Genomic DNA, 14,697 nt, shown 5'->3' with positions numbered 1-14,697 from the left:
CTGCCGCTGCTACACCGGCAGTTGCAGCACCATGTCCCATTGATCGATGCCCGGCCCGAAGCCGTCCGGCGTCACGTTGACCGTCACGAAACCGTAGCCCGCATAAAAGCCTTGCGTGTGCTGGCTGGTATTCATGCGCACGCTGGCGATGCCCGGCACGGCGCGGATGGCGTCCAGGCGCGCCTGCGTCAGCGCCCGGCCCAGTCCCTGGCCATGCGCATCCTGCGCCACCATGCCCCAGCACAGGCTGGCGACGCTGCCGCCCGCCTCGATGGCATGGCCGCCGCAGGCGACGATGCGGCCGTCGCGCAGAATGACCAGGTAGGGATGCGTCGAGGTATCGAGCCAGGCGGCAAAGTCCGCGCGCTCGGACGGGTCGAAAAAGCGCGGTGTATTGCCGTCGAACAGGGCCAGGCAGGCATCGCGGTCGCCGGCCTGGTAAGGGCGTACAGTCTGCATTGCTATCCTTTTCAGAAACAGGAAGGGAGATTACACGGGCGCGCACTCACAGCAGCTGCTCCGACGTCACCGCATGCACGCCCGGCGCGGCGGCCAGCGCCGCTTCCAGCAAGGCGCTGGCGATGCGCGGCGCGGGATTGATGCGCCAGCGGCGCGGCAGCACGGGACCGAGCACGCGCAGGATGCGCAAGGCGGCGCCCTCGCCCGCCCGCGCCACGGCGCGCTCGCCGCCGATCAGCCCCGGGCGCACGTGCGTGAGCGAACGAAAACCCAGCGCTTGCAGGTCGCGTTCCAGCTCGCCCTTGACGCGGTTATAGAAGATGCGCGAAGCGGCGTCGGCGCCGGCCGCGGAATTGAGCACATAGACTGGCGTGCCGGCCGCCAGCGCCAGCCGCGCCACGGCCAGCGGATAGTCGTGGTCCACGCGCGAAAATATTTGCCGCGTGCCGGCCACCTTCATCGTCGTGCCCAGGGTGCAGATGACGGCGTCCGCCTGCCACCACGATGCGTCCGGCGGCAATTGATCGAAATCAATGACAGGCGCGGCCAGCTTGGGATGCGACGGCAAGGGCTTGCGCACGGGCGCCACGATGGCCGTGATCCGCGCATCCATCAGCGCCAGGCGCAGCACTTCGCTGCCGACGAGACCGGTAGCGCCTACGAGCAGTAATTTCATTGCATCCCAATATAAAGTTGCTCACAGCCACCACCATACACGGAACTCAGGACAGGCGCAGCGCCAGCGCGGCCAGGGTCACCAGCAGCACGGGCACGGTCAGCACGATGCCGACGCGGAAATAGTATCCCCAGGAAATGTGGATGTTCTTGCTATCGAGCACGTGCAGCCACAGCAAGGTGGCCAGGCTGCCGATCGGCGTGATCTTCGGCCCCAGGTCGCTGCCGATGACGTTCGCGTAAATCATCGCTTCGCGCACGGCCCCCTGCGCCGTCGTCGGGTCGATGGCCAGGGCGCCGACGAGCACCGTCGGCAAGTTGTTCATCACGGACGACAATAACGCCGTCAGCACGCCCGTGCCCATGGCCGCGCCCCACACGCCGTACTGCGCAAAGTGGTTCAGCATGCCCGTCAGGTAAGCCGTCAAGCCCGCATTGCGCAAGCCGTACACGACCAGGTACATGCCCAGCGAAAAGACAACGATGTGCCATGGCGCGTGGCGCAGCACGTAGCGCGTGGAAATCACGTGGCCCTTGCCGGCCACGCCCAGCAGCAGCGCGGCGCCCACGGCGGCGATCAGGCTGATGGGTACGCCCAGGGATTCCTGCGAGAAAAAGCCCACCAGCAGCAGCGCCAGCACCAGCCAGCCGGCGCGGAAGGTGGCCAGGTCGCGGATGGCGGCGTCCGGACGTTTCAGCTGCGCCACTGCATAATCACGGGGAATATCCTGGCGGAAAAAGAGCAGCAAGGCCGCCAGGGTGGCCAGCACGGCGACGACGTTGACGGGCACCATCACGGCCGCGTACTCGGCAAAGCCGATCTTGAAGAAATCGGCCGAGACGATATTCACCAGATTCGACACCACCAGCGGCAGGCTGGCCGTGTCGGCGATGAAGCCGGCCGCCATCACGTAGGCCAGGGTGGCCTTGGCGGAAAACTTCAGCGCCCGCAGCATGGCGATGACGATGGGCGTGAGGATCAGCGCGGCGCCGTCGTTGGCGAACACGGCGGAAACGAGAGCGCCGAGCAAGACCAGCAGCACGAACAGTTTTCGTCCGCTGCCGCCGCCCCAGCGCGCCACGTGCAAGGCGGCCCATTCGAAGAAACCGGCCGCGTCCAGCAGCAGGCTGATGATGATCACGGCGATGAATGTGCCGGTGGCGTTCCACACGATGTGCCAGACGACGGGGATGTCGCCCCAGTGGATGACGCCCGCCAGCAAGGCGACACAGGCGCCGATGACGGCGCTCCAGCCGATGCCCAGGCCACGCGGCTGCCAGATGACGAGGATGAGGGTGGCGAGGAAGATCAGGAAAGCGGTCAGCATGCGGTAATGGTCCCGTGCAATGCGGCGTCGCGGGCACCATGCGCCGCAGCCTGTGAAATAAAACAATACTTCTATATTACTGGAATTATTGAATCAATGCAAAACCGCAGTGCTTGCGCCTCACTGCAGCGCCATGCCAGCCGGGAGGCCGGCGGCGCAAAAAAAAGTGGGCGCCACCATTTATGATTGTCTTTAAGCAATTTAATCGGTGTATAGTCGCAGCACCGTTGACACCAGGATCGAACAAGGAAGCATACATGGCGCGCATTTACCAGACCAACAATATGGGCGAAGCGGACGTGCGCGTGGCCATCGTGCAGCGCGGCAACGCCGACTTGCTGGTGCAACGGGTGAGCAGCTGGGGCCTGGCGCATGGCGACGCCCATTGGTTCCTCACCCGTGAGCGGCAGGACGCCTCGGCCAGCGTGTATTTCACTTCGCCAGGCTTCGCGCAACTGACCATCTGCTTTGTCGACCACGCGGGCGAGGCAGGCTGGACCCGGCCACACCGATTTAAAGGTTGCCTGTCGCACGGCGGCACCTGACCATCAAGCGGAGGAGTTCGTCATGGATTTGATCTTACTGGAACCCGGCGACGGGGAACTCGTGTTCGGCAAGGCGCCTGACGGTGAAAGCAAGAGCGGCGGTATCGACGCCATCTGGCGCGACGACGCCGCGCTGCGGGGCATGGGCCGGTGCATCGAGCTGGTGTCATTACATCAAGGCATGAAGCAGCAAATAACGACCGACGTCAGCAACTCTGCGCGCACGTCCGGCCGGCCCGTCATCACCGAATTTACCTGCGTCAAGTATGTCGATGCGACCTCGGTCAAGCTGTACGATCTGTGCCTGCGGGCGAAGCCGCTGGGCAGCGGCCCGGACCAGCCGACCAGGCTGTACATCACCCGCCAGACGGGCGACAAGACGGCCAACATCATCACCATCGCCCTGCGAGACGCCCTGATCAGCGAAATCCAGCTGCAAACCCATCCCGACGACATGCCCACCGAGCAGTTCAAGCTGAACTTTACGGAAATCCTCTGGACGTACAGCGTGCAGCAGGCCGACGTCCAGCTCGGAGACCAGCAGACGACGGGCTGGAGCCTGGCGCGCAACCGCCCGATCGGGGCATTTACAGGATAAGCACATGAACGACGCTGTACACGCGACTGACATCGCCGACATCGGCAACGCCGGCCTGGCGCTGCTCCACCCGTTCCTGCCGGCAATGTTCCAGCGGCTGGACTTGCTCGCCACTGGCGGCGATGGCAGGCCGCAGCTGCGCGGCGAACACGGCGCGCGCGCCGTTCACTTGCTGCAATACCTGGTCGATGGCAGGAGCGACGCACCGGAGCAGGAGCAGGAGCAGGCACTGTCGCTGAACAAGCTGCTGTGCGGCCTGGAACCGGACTTCCCTGCTCCCCCTGTCGACCTCGGCGAAGAAGAACGGGCCCTGTGCGAACAAGTGCTGGCCGCTGTGATGCGCCATTGGCCAGCGGTGGGACAAACCTCGCCCGAGGGATTGCGCCAGGTATTTCTGCAGCGCGAAGGCCGACTGCAAAAAGGCGACGGGAAATGCACGCTGGCTGTCGCGCGCAATCCCTTCGATGTACTGCTGAGCCGCTTGCCGTGGAACCTGGCTGCCATCCGGCACCCGTGGATGCCGCAACCGCTGTTGATCGACTGGCCCGGCGCGTAGCCTGGCAAGCCCACGCCCGGCTGGCCGCCCCCCCGCAAGGCGGGCTACTCTTCCAGCCCGCCCCCCAGCGCCTTGTACAGGGCCACGGCCGACTTGAACTGGTCGCGCCGCGCGTCGAGCAAGGCTTGCTGCGCCGCATACGACTGACGCTGCGCGTCGAGCAATTCCAGCCGGCTGTCCTGGCCCGCGTCGTAGCGCAGCTGCGACAGGCGCTGGCGCTGCTGCGCCGCCGTCACCACGCGTTCCTGCGCGGCGATCTGCTGCGCATACGTGGCGCTGCCCGCGAGGCCGTCGCGCACGTCGCGGAAGGCCGCCTGGATCGCTTGCTCGTATTGCAGCACGGCCACGTCCTTGCGCAGGCGCGACAGCTGCAGCTCCGCGCGCAGCTGGCCGCCCTGGAACAGCGGCTGCGTCACTTGCGGCGCGAACGACCAGCTGCGCGCGCCGCCGCGGAACAAGTCGCCCAGTTCCGGGCTGGCCAGGCCCAGCTGCGCCGTCAGCGACAGGCGCGGGAAGAAGGCGGCGCGCGCGGCGCCGATTTCCGCATTCGCCGCCACCAGCGCGTATTCCGCCTGCAGGATGTCGGGACGGCGCGCCAGCAAGTCCGACGGCAGGCCGGGCGGCAGCTGCGTCAGCACGGGCTGGCCATCGAGCGGCCGGCCCGCCGGCAAGTCGGCGGGCAACGGCGCGCCCAGCAGCAATTCCAGGTTGTTGCGCGCCAGGGCAGTCGCCCGCTCGCGGGCCTGCACGTCCGCTTCCGCCGTGGCCGCCTGCCCTTCGGCTTGCGCTACATCAAGACCGCTGCCCTGCTGCGCGCCGTGCAGGCGCTGCGTCAGGAGCAGCGCCTGGCGCCAATCGAGCAGGGTTTGCCGGGCCAGCGCCAGCTGTTCCTCGGCTAGGCGCTGTTCCAGGTAGGCGTCGGCCACGGCGCCGATCAGGGCCATGTGGGCGGCCCGCTGGCCCTGCTGCGTGGCCAGGTAGCGCGCAAAGGCGGCCTCCGACAGCGAGCGCAGGCGGCCGAACAGGTCGATTTCGAACGCGCTCATGGCGATGCCGGCCGTGAACTGGTTTTGCACCGTGGGATTTTGTCCCGTGGCATCGGCAGCGCGCTGGCGCGTGCCGCCGCCGTTGAGACCAATCGCCGGATAGTGGCCCGCATCCTGGATCTGGTACTGGGCCCGCACGGCTTCCACGTTGAGGGACGCCACGCGCAGGTCGCGGTTGTTTTCCAGCGCGATGTCGACCAGGCGCTGCAGGCGCGCGTCGAGCAGCATCTGGCGCCAGCCCAGGTTGGCCGCCGTGTCGGCCGTGCCTGGCGCGGCGGCCTCGGCATATGCGGCGGGAATCGGCGGCGCCGGCTTGACCAGCGGCGGCGTCAATGAACAGGCCGACAAGGCCAGCGCGGCCAGCGGCGTGATAAAAATCAAACGCATTACAACTCTCCTTCCACCGCCTTGACGGCGATGCGATTACTGCGTTTGTTGAAATAACGGTCCATCTTGTCGACGGCGCCCAGCACCACGACAAAGAACACGGGCACGAAAAACACGGCAAGCACGGTGGCGGTGATCATGCCGCCGAACACGCCCGTGCCGATCGCATGCTGCGTCTCGGCGCTGGCGCCCGTGGCCAGCATCAGCGGCACCACGCCCAGCGCGAACGCCAGCGACGTCATCAGGATCGGGCGCAAGCGCAATCTGGCCGCTTCCACCGTCGCCTCGACCAATCCCTTGCCCTGCGCCTGCAACTGGCGCGCATACTCGACGATCAGGATGGCGTTCTTCGCGGACAGGCCGATGATGGTGATCATGCCCACCTTGAAGAACACATCGTTCGGCATGCCGCGCAACATCACGGCCAGCACGGCGCCCAGCAAGCCCAGCGGCACGACCAGCATGACGGAGACGGGAATCGACCAGCTTTCATACAGGGCCGCCAGCACGAGGAAGACCACCAGCATCGACAGCGCCATCAGCATGGGCGCTTGCGAGGCCGATTCCTTCTCTTGCAGCGATTGCCCCGTCCACGCCAGCGCGAAGCCGGGCGGCAATTGCTTCACGAGCCGCTCCATTTCCAGCATGGCGTCGCCGCTGGACACGCCGGGCGCCGCGCTGCCCGAAATGCGCGCGGCAGGATAACCCTGGTAGCGCACTAGCTGCAGCGGCGATTCGCTCCACACGGGGCGCACCAGTTCGCCCAGGGCCACCATGCCGCCCGCGTTATTGCGAATGCGCAAGGCCAGCACGTCGTTCAGCTGCATGCGCGACGGCGCATCGGCCTGGATGATCACTTGCTGCATGCGGCCCGCATTCGGGAAATCGTTGACGTAGGTCGACCCCATCGCCGCCGTCAGCATGTCGGCGATGGCCGTAAACGACACGCCCAGCGCTTCCGCCTTGGTGCGGTCGATATCGAGGCGCACGCTGGCGCCGGGCGGCAAGCCGTCCGGATACACGCCCGCCACCTTGGCGCTTTGCGCGGCCAGGCCCAGCAGCTGGTTCTGCGCCGCCTGCAAGGCAGCGATGCCCTGGTTGGCGCGGTCTTGCAGGCGCAGGGAAAAGCCGGACGAGTTGCCCAGTTCATCGATGGCAGGCGGCATCAGGCTCATGATCACGCCCTCCTTCGCCTGCGACATGGCGGCCTGCGCCAGCGCCACTTCTTCCTGCGCCGTGGCGCCGTTGCGCTGTTTCCAGTCCTTCAGCATGGTGAACGCCAGGCCCGCATTCGGCCCCGCGCCGGAAAAGCTGAAGCCAAGGATCGATTGATTTACCTCAATACCGGGCCGCGTGGCCACGTGCTGTTCGTACAGCTTGACGACATCGAGCGTGCGCTCCATGGTGGCGTCGGACGGCAGCTGGATCGAGGTAATGAAATAGCCCTGGTCTTCTTCCGGCAGGAAGGCCGACGGCAGCTGCATGAAGGCCACGCCCAGCGCCGCGACGATGGCGCCGTACAGCACCATCGAGCGCCCAGCGCGTTTGAGCATCGCCACCACGCCCTTTTCATAGCGCGCCGTCATGCGCTCAAACTGGCGGTCGAACCACAGGAAGAATCCCTTCTTGTCATGGTCGTGCGGGCCGATGGGTTTCAACATCGTGGCGCACAGGGCCGGCGTCAGGGTCAGCGCCAAAAACGCCGAGAACAGGATCGACACGGCCATGGCCAGCGTGAACTGGCGGTAGATGGCGCCCACGGAGCCGCTGGCCAGCGCCATCGGGATGAACACGGCCGTCAGCACCAGGGTGATGCCCACTACCGCACCGGTGATTTCGCGCATGGCCTTGGAAGTCGCTTCCTTCGGCGACAAGCCTTCGGTCGCCATCAGGCGCTCGACGGCTTCCACCACGACGATGGCGTCATCAACGATGATGCCGATGGCCAGCACCATGCCGAACATGGTCAGCACGTTGACGGAATAGCCGGCCAGCAGCATCACCGTAAACGTCCCCATCAGGGCGATCGGCGCGACGATGGCGGGAATCAGCGTGTAGCGTATCTTTTGCAGGAACAGGTACATGACGAGGAACACCAGCACCATCGCTTCCAGCAGGGTGACGATGACCTTCTCGATCGAAATCTTGACGAACGGCGCCGTATCGAAGGGCACCGAATACTTGATCCCGGCCGGCATGGTGTGCGCCAGTTCGGCCATGCGCGCGCGCACGGCGGCCGCCGTCTGCACGGCGTTGGCGCCGGGCGACAGCATGATGGCGGCGCCCGACGCGGCTTGCCCGTTTTCGCGGATGCTGAAATTGAAGCTTTGCGCGCCCAGCGACACTTTCGCCACGTCGCCGATGGTCACTTTCGAGCCATCGGGATTCGCGCGCAGCACGATGGCGGCAAATTCCGCCGGCGTTTGCAGCTGGCCCTGCACCGTCAGCGGGATGGTCACGCGCTGGCCGTGCACGGCGGGCGAGTCGCCCAGGCGGCCCGGCGCGATCTGCGCATTTTGCTGCGCGATGGCGGCCGTCAGCTCGCCCATGGCGATGTTGTACGACACCAGCTTGGCCGGATCGACCCAGATGCGCATGGCGCGCTCGGAACCGAACAGCTGCACCTTGCCCACGCCGGGAATGCGGCGCAGTTCTTCCGTCACGTTGCGCGCCAGGTAGTCGCCCAGCGCCACTTCATCGTGCTGGCCATTGTCCGAGATCAAACTGACGATCATCAAAAAGCCGGACGACGCCGACTCCACCGTCAAGCCGTTTTGCCGCACGGCTTGCGGCAGGCGCGGCTCGATGGCTTTCAGGCGGTTTTGCACGTCCACTTGCGCCATTTCCGGATTCGTGCCGGGCTGGAAGGTGACGGTGATCGAGGCCGAGCCCGACGTATCGGTGGACGACTCGAAATACAGCAGGTGCTTGACGCCCGACAGTTCGCGTTCGATCAAGCCCACCACGGAATCGTTCATGGTTTGCGGCGTGGCGCCGGGATAATTGGCGCTGATGCTGACGCTGGGCGGCGCCACCGAGGGGAAGCGCGCAATCGGCAATTGCGGTATGGCGATCAGTCCGAACAGGACGATGAAGACCGCCACCACCCACGCGAAGACGGGGCGGTTGATGAAAAATTGAGGCATGTGCTTAGACTTTCATTGTATTCAAAGTGTGCATCAACGCGCCCTGGCGGCGGCCGCCGTCGCCACGACGGCTGGTTTCCACGGTTGCGGCGCGGCCGTGGCGCCCGGCTGCAGGCGTTCCTGGCCTTCGATGACGACGGTTTCGCCAGCCTTCAAGCCGCCGTTGACCACGTACTGGTGCTCGATCACGTCGCCCACGCTGATGGCTTTAAGACTTGCTTTGTTCGTGCCATCGAGCACCCAGGCCTGCGCCTGGCCGCCGCTGCTGTGCAGGACGGCTTGCTGCGGCAACAGCACGCCATTCGCCTGCACGGCGCGGGCGATGCGGGCCCGCACGAACATGCCCGGCAGCAACTGGCGCTGCGGATTGTCGACCAGCACGCGGATGACGGCGTCGCCCGTGCCCGCATCGACGCTGATGCCGGAGAACAGGATGCGGCCCGTGACGGGATGCGGCTGGCCATCGGCGCCTAAAATGGTCACGGGCAGCTTGTCGGCGCCGCCCGTGCCGGAGGCTTGCAGCGCGGCCAGCGCGGCGGCCGGCTGGCGCACGTCGACATACACCTTGTCGATCTGCTGGATGCGCGCCATCGGCGTGGCATCGGCCAGGCCCACGAGCGCGCCTTCCGTCACCAGTTCGGAGCCGATGCGCCCGGCAATGGGCGCCTCGATGCTGGCGAAGGCCAGGTCCAGGCGGCGGCGCGCCAGGGCGGCGCGCGCCTGGGCCACGGTGGCCACGGCTTGTTCGCGCTGGGCCACGGCGTCGTCATACGCCTGGCGGCTGATGGCGTCCGCCTCCACGAGCGGCTTCAACCTGTCGGCCTGGCTGCTGGCGCGGTTCGCCGTGGCCACCGCATGCTGCAGGGCGGCGGCGGCCGAATCGACGTCCGCCTGGAACGGCGCCGGATTGAGCTGGAACAACTTCTGCCCCGCCTTCACTTCGGCGCCCTGCTCGAACTGGCGGCGCAGCACGATGCCGCCCACTTGCGGACGGATATCGGCCGTGCGGAAGGCGGCCACCCTGCCCGGCAATTCATCGCTGAGGACGACGGGTGCCGCTTGCAGCTTGAGTACCGTCACGGCGGCGGGCGGCGCCGCGCCTTCTTCCGGCGCGGGTTTGGAACAGGCGGCAAGGCTGAGCAGTGCCGCGGCGATCAACATGTTTTTCCTGGTGAGGTACTTTACTGGCATGACTTTTCTCTATGACTGATCCCAACCGGCGGTCCGGTCGACAGATAACAAGAGCATAGAAGGCCAACATGGATGTTCCGTCAAAGAAATGTGGAGATTCGATGGAGAGCGCGAAGAATGCTAGACTATTTGCATGAACTATCATCACAGCGCCAGCCAGCCCTCGTTTCTTGCCACCACACCCCCTTCCGCCCTCGTCCTGATCGCCGAAGATGAACCGCAAATCGCCCGCATCCTCGCCGGTTACCTGGAGCGCGACGGCTACCGCACGGCCTTCGCGCACGACGGCCAGGAAGCGCTGCAGCAGCACCTGGCGCTGGCGCCGGACCTGCTGCTGCTCGACGTGCAAATGCCCAGGGTCGATGGCTGGGGCGTGCTGGCGGAAGTGCGGCGGCGCGGCGAAACGCCCGTCATCATGCTGACGGCGCGCGACCAGGATGCCGATAAACTGGCCGCCCTGCGCGTGGGCGCCGACGACTACATCATCAAGCCCTTCAATCCGGCCGAGGTGGTGGCGCGCGTGGCGGCCGTGCTGCGCCGCTCGCGCGTGCGCCACCACCCGGTGGGCGGCCAGCGCCTGCGCTGCGGCCCCATCGAGATCGACCAGGAAACGTATGTGGCCAGCGTGCTGCGCGACGGCGCGCCCGTGCCCATGAGCCTGACGTTGACGGAGTTCCGCCTGCTGGCCCACCTGGCGCGCACGCCGCGCCGCGTCTGCAGCCGCCTGGAATTGCTGGAGTCATGCATGCCCGAGAGCAACTCCATGGAACGCACGGTGGACAGCCACGTCAGCAAGCTGCGCAAGAAACTGGAAGAAGCTGGGGTGATGAACATGCCGGCCAGCCTGCGCGGCGTGGGCTACCGCCTGGAAAGCGACCTCTGATGCGCTTCACGGGCTTGAACCGGCAGATCGTGCTGTCGATGTCCGTGCTGATGGTCAGCGGCATCCTGATCATCTGGATCGGTTCCTGGACCTTCTTCGCCATCGCCTTCAAGATCGACCCCGGCATGCTGTCCGAGCCGGACGACTGGTCGCCGACGACGGCCGAATGGCTGTGGATCTTCGCCATCACCATCTTCGGCCTGGGCCTGGCCGCGTTTTTCGCCATCAAGCTCGCTTCGCGCATTCTCAAGCCGATCAATTCCGTGATGGACAGCGTGCGCCGCGTGGCGCATGGCGACCTGTCCGCGCGCGCCTTTGCGGGCGACCGCAGCCTGGGCGAGACGGCCATGCTGGTCGACGATTTCAACAGCATGGCCGAGCGCCTGCAGCGGGCGGCCAAGGAAAGCGAGACGTGGAATGCGGCCATCGCGCACGAATTGCGCACGCCCGTGACGATCCTGCGCGGCACCTTGCAAGGCGTCGTCGACGGCGTCTTCAAGCCCGAGGAAGTGCCGTTTTCCAGCCTGCTGGCGCAAGTCGAGGACCTGGGCCGCCTGATCGAAGACTTGCGCACCCTGAGCCTGGCCGACAGCGGCCACATGCAGCTGCGCATGGCGTGGACAGACCTGACCCTGGAAATCGGGGAAGTGCGCCGCCTGCTGGCGCAGGAGATGGAAGCGGCCGGTTTTACGCTGCAACTGCACCTGTCCGACCATCCCGTCTGCTGCGACGCGGCGCGCATCCGGCAAATCGTGCTGGCCCTGCTCGACAACGCGCGCCGCTACGCGCATCCGGGCTTGCTGCGCGTGCGCACCCGCGTGCAGGCCGGCCAGTACTACCTGAGCGTCGAAGATGCGGGTCCCGGCATTGCCGACGACCTGGCGCCGCACGTGTTCGAAGCGTTCCGCCGCGGCGACAGCGCCAGGGTCGACTTGAACGCGGGCAGCGGCCTGGGCCTGGCCGTGGTGGAAGCCATCGCGCGCGCCCACGGCGGCAGCGCCGTCTGCACGCGTGGCAAGGCGGGCGGCAGCCTGTTTACCATCAAGTGGCCGGTCGAGCATGGCGCCCCGCCGCCCGCCGGCTGACTACGCGAGCGGCGCGCGCAGCATGTCGACGAAGGCGCGCAGCACGGGCGGCATCTGGCGCCGGCCCGGGTAGTACAGGAAATACCTGGGCGGCGGCGGCAGGCAGCGCTCCAGCACGCACGCCAGGCGCCCCGCCGCGAGATCGGCGCGCGCATCGGCCTCGTACACATACGCCAGTCCCGCGCCATCGCGGGCCGCGCGCAGCATCAATTCATCGTCGTCGAACACCAGCGGGCCGCCGACGGCGATGCTGACGGCTTCCCCTTCCAGCTCGAACTCCCACGCATACTGGCGCCCGCTGGGAAAACGCCGGCCGATGCAGGCATGGTCCAGCAAGTCGCGCGGCGTGCTTGGCGCCCCATGCGCCGCAAGGTAGGCGGGCGACGCCACCACGACGAACGGTTGCGGCGCGCCCACGGGCACGGCGATCATGTCGGCCGCCACCTGCTCGCCAAAGCGGATGCCCGCGTCAAAGCCGTCGCGCACGATATCGATCATGCCGTCATCCGTCACCACGTCCACCTGCACGCGCGGATAGCGGGCGACGAAGCTGGCCAGCATGGGCGCCAGCAGCAGCCGCGCGGCCGGACGGGGCACGTTCAGGCGCAGCTTGCCTGCGGGCACATCCTGCAAGGCGCTCAGGTCCAGCAAGGCATCGTCGATTTCCCGCATGGCCGGCGCCAGCCGCGCCAGCAGCTGCTGCCCCGCCTCGGTCGGCGTGACGCTGCGCGTGGTGCGGTTCAGCAGGCGCACGCCCAGGCGCTCTTCCAGCGTCCGCAGCGCATGGCTGAGGGCGGAAGCGGAGACGCCCCGTTCGAGGGCCGCCTTGCGAAAGCTGCGCAGGCGGGCAACGGCGGCAAAGGCCGTCAATTCATTCAGGTCAGCCATTATTCGGAAAACAATTCATGAGCAATATTCAGTAATACATGCAGGATTAGGCATCTTATCGCATGCTGTTGCTTCATCCATACTCCTCGCATCTTTTTTTGAAGAGGAGTGAAAAATGGAACACAGAACACTGGGCAAGTCCGGCTTGCGCGTCGCCCCCATCGGCCTGGGCTGCATGGGCATGAGCTTTGCCTACGGCGGCGCGGACGAAGCCGCCTCGCTGCGCGTGCTGCACCGCGCCGTGGAATTGGGCGTGACCCTGATCGATACAGCGGAAGTCTATGGCCCCTACGCCAACGAGGACTTGATAGGCCGCGCCCTGAAGCAATTTCGCGGCAAAGTCAGCATCGCCACCAAGTTCGGCTTCAATATCTTGCCTGAAGGAAAAGGCGTGGCACGCATGGCGGGCGTCGACAGCCGCCCCGAGCATATTCGCCAGGCGGTGGAAGCGTCGCTGTCCCGGCTGGGCATCGAGTGCATCGACTTGCTGTACCAGCACCGCGTGGACCCCGCCGTGCCCATCGAGGACGTCGTCGGCGCCATGGCCGGCCTGGTGCGCGCGGGCAAGGTGCGCCACCTGGGGCTGTCGGAAGTGTCGGCCGCGACTCTGCGCCGCGCCCACGCCGAGCACCCGATTGCGGCCGTGCAGTCCGAGTATTCGCTGTGGAGCCGCGACGCGGAAGCGGAGGTGCTGCCCGCCTGCCGCGCCCTCGGCATCGGCTTCGTGCCCTACAGCCCGCTGGGCCGGGGTTTCCTGACGGGCCAGCTCACGTCCAGCGCGATGCTGGCGCCGGACGATTACCGCCACAGCCTGCCCCGCTTCCAGCCGCAGGCGATGGCGGCCAACGCGCACCTGGTGGCAGAACTGCAGCGCCTGGCGGCGGCGCGCGGCGTCACGGCGGCCCAGCTGGCCCTGGCCTGGCTGCTGGCGCAAGGCGACGACCTCGTGCCGATACCCGGCGCCCGCAGCCTGGCGCACCTGGAAGAAAACGTGGCCGCCGCGCGTATCCCCCTGGGCGACAGCGAGCTGGCCGCCATCGGCGCCGCCATCGCGCCCGCCGGTGTGCAAGGCGCGCGCTATCCGGACGTGGAACTTGCCATGCTTGGCCTGTAGACAAGCGTACTCGAGTACGCTAATTTGAGTACGAATACCGCTTCTTTTTGCCCGCCGCACTTGAAATGCCTGAATCCGCTATCATTTCCAATCTGAACTATTCATTATGAAAGGGATTTACATGTCCGATTTGCTCGAAACACTGCAATGGCGCTACGCCACCAAGAAAATGGACCCGACGAAAACGGTGCCGCAAGACAAGGTCGAGCGCATCCTGGAAGCCGTGCGCCTGACGGCCAGCTCCAGCGGACTGCATCCTTATGAAGTCTTCGTCGTGACGAATCCGGCCCTGCGCGAGCAGATCAAGCCGCACGCGTGGAACCAGGGCCAAGTGACGGACGCCTCGCACCTGCTGGTGTTTGCCGCCTGGGACAATTACACGGTGGAACGCATCAACGCGCGCTTCGACCTGGTCAACGAGGTGCGCGGCTTCAAGAATGAAGGCTGGGAAGCGTATCGCCAGCAAATCCTGGCCACGTATCCGCAGCGCGATGCCGAGACCAACTACCAGCACGCGGCACGCCAGGCCTACATCGGCGTGGGCACGGCCCTGATCGCCGCGGCGCAGGAACAAGTCGATTCGACGCCGATGGAAGGTTTTGATCCGGCCAAGGTCGACGAGATCCTGAACTTGCGCGAAAAAGGCTTGCGTTCCGTCGTCATGCTGCCGCTGGGCTACCGCGCCGACGAAGGCGACTGGCTGGTGGACTTGAAAAAAGTGCGCCCTGCGCGCGAGCAATTCATCACCGAGCTGGCGTAAGCGCTACGCCAGTGACTGAAAAGCGGATGCCCTGAC

Annotated in this window: 14 protein-coding genes; 7 read left to right on the top strand and 7 right to left on the bottom strand. The window is 66.2% G+C overall.

The window, feature by feature from the left end; all coding sequences use genetic code 11:
• Positions 1-9: 9 nt before the first annotated feature.
• Genes O3299_RS05035 through O3299_RS05025 form a run of 3 tightly spaced genes read right to left on the bottom strand, consistent with a single transcriptional unit; the run spans position 10 to position 2,462 of the window.
• Entirely contained in the window at positions 10-459 is a 450-nt protein-coding gene (locus tag O3299_RS05035) for a GNAT family N-acetyltransferase (RefSeq protein ID WP_305055216.1), read from the bottom strand.
• A gap of 46 nt (positions 460-505) precedes the next feature.
• Positions 506-1,135 (bottom strand): NAD-dependent dehydratase, encoded by a 630-nt coding sequence (locus tag O3299_RS05030; protein WP_305061634.1) that lies wholly within the window; start codon positions 1,133-1,135, stop codon positions 506-508.
• Positions 1,136-1,181: 46 nt separating this feature from the next.
• Positions 1,182-2,462, bottom strand: coding sequence for an arsenic transporter (locus O3299_RS05025; protein WP_251349086.1), 1,281 nt, complete (start codon positions 2,460-2,462; stop codon positions 1,182-1,184).
• Between the two features lie 257 nt (positions 2,463-2,719).
• Here O3299_RS05025 and O3299_RS05020 point away from each other — a divergent pair, with 257 nt between their 5' ends.
• Genes O3299_RS05020 through O3299_RS05010 form a run of 3 tightly spaced genes read left to right on the top strand, consistent with a single transcriptional unit; the run spans position 2,720 to position 4,161 of the window.
• Positions 2,720-3,007 carry a DUF6150 family protein gene (locus O3299_RS05020; RefSeq protein ID WP_305061633.1) on the top strand — a complete coding sequence of 96 codons (288 nt, stop codon included), beginning with the start codon at positions 2,720-2,722 and terminating at the stop codon, positions 3,005-3,007.
• 22 nt (positions 3,008-3,029) lie between these two features.
• Entirely contained in the window at positions 3,030-3,605 is a 576-nt protein-coding gene (locus O3299_RS05015) for a type VI secretion system tube protein Hcp (protein ID WP_305061632.1), read from the top strand.
• A gap of 4 nt (positions 3,606-3,609) precedes the next feature.
• A complete protein-coding gene (locus tag O3299_RS05010) occupies positions 3,610-4,161 on the top strand; it encodes a contractile injection system tape measure protein (protein ID WP_305061631.1) in 552 nt (183 codons plus the stop codon).
• Positions 4,162-4,205: 44 nt separating this feature from the next.
• On the opposite strand, the gene O3299_RS05005 is transcribed toward O3299_RS05010, so the two are convergent.
• Genes O3299_RS05005 through O3299_RS04995 form a run of 3 tightly spaced genes read right to left on the bottom strand, consistent with a single transcriptional unit; the run spans position 4,206 to position 9,901 of the window.
• Positions 4,206-5,594, bottom strand: coding sequence for an efflux transporter outer membrane subunit (locus O3299_RS05005; protein WP_305051681.1), 1,389 nt, complete (start codon positions 5,592-5,594; stop codon positions 4,206-4,208).
• The gene (locus O3299_RS05000) at positions 5,594-8,740 is read right to left on the bottom strand and encodes an efflux RND transporter permease subunit (RefSeq protein ID WP_305051680.1); all 3,147 of its coding nucleotides are present in this window, start codon (positions 8,738-8,740) and stop codon (positions 5,594-5,596) included. The genes O3299_RS05005 and O3299_RS05000 overlap by 1 nt, the downstream gene beginning before the upstream one ends.
• Before the next feature lie 33 nt (positions 8,741-8,773).
• A complete protein-coding gene (locus O3299_RS04995; protein ID WP_305061630.1) occupies positions 8,774-9,901 on the bottom strand; it encodes an efflux RND transporter periplasmic adaptor subunit in 1,128 nt (375 codons plus the stop codon).
• Positions 9,902-10,064: 163 nt separating this feature from the next.
• On the opposite strand from O3299_RS04995, the gene O3299_RS04990 reads away from it, so the two are divergent.
• Together O3299_RS04990 and O3299_RS04985 are read left to right on the top strand one after the other, a co-directional pair.
• Positions 10,065-10,814: a response regulator gene (locus tag O3299_RS04990; RefSeq protein ID WP_305061629.1), complete on the top strand. Its 750-nt coding sequence runs from the start codon at positions 10,065-10,067 to the stop codon at positions 10,812-10,814.
• Positions 10,814-11,899, top strand: coding sequence for an ATP-binding protein (locus tag O3299_RS04985; protein ID WP_099664300.1), 1,086 nt, complete (start codon positions 10,814-10,816; stop codon positions 11,897-11,899). Before O3299_RS04990 ends, O3299_RS04985 begins: the two co-directional genes overlap by 1 nt.
• On the opposite strand, the gene O3299_RS04980 is transcribed toward O3299_RS04985, so the two are convergent.
• Positions 11,900-12,787 carry a LysR family transcriptional regulator gene (locus O3299_RS04980; RefSeq protein WP_305061628.1) on the bottom strand — a complete coding sequence of 296 codons (888 nt, stop codon included), beginning with the start codon at positions 12,785-12,787 and terminating at the stop codon, positions 11,900-11,902. It lies immediately after the preceding gene.
• Between the two features lie 115 nt (positions 12,788-12,902).
• Here O3299_RS04980 and O3299_RS04975 point away from each other — a divergent pair, with 115 nt between their 5' ends.
• Together O3299_RS04975 and O3299_RS04970 are read left to right on the top strand one after the other, a co-directional pair.
• The gene (locus O3299_RS04975) at positions 12,903-13,901 is read left to right on the top strand and encodes an aldo/keto reductase (RefSeq protein ID WP_305061627.1); all 999 of its coding nucleotides are present in this window, start codon (positions 12,903-12,905) and stop codon (positions 13,899-13,901) included.
• A gap of 121 nt (positions 13,902-14,022) precedes the next feature.
• Positions 14,023-14,661, top strand: a complete 639-nt coding sequence (locus O3299_RS04970) for an NAD(P)H-dependent oxidoreductase (RefSeq protein ID WP_305061626.1) — start codon at positions 14,023-14,025, stop codon at positions 14,659-14,661.
• Positions 14,662-14,697: the final 36 nt, after the last annotated feature.

Origin of the sequence: Janthinobacterium sp. SUN176, assembly GCF_030587335.1 — a bacterium.
Taxonomy (GTDB): Bacteria; Pseudomonadota; Gammaproteobacteria; order Burkholderiales; family Burkholderiaceae_D; genus Janthinobacterium; species Janthinobacterium kumbetense.
The sequence above is the reverse complement of the archived record's forward strand: the minus strand, read 5'-3'. Positions and strand labels throughout refer to the sequence as shown.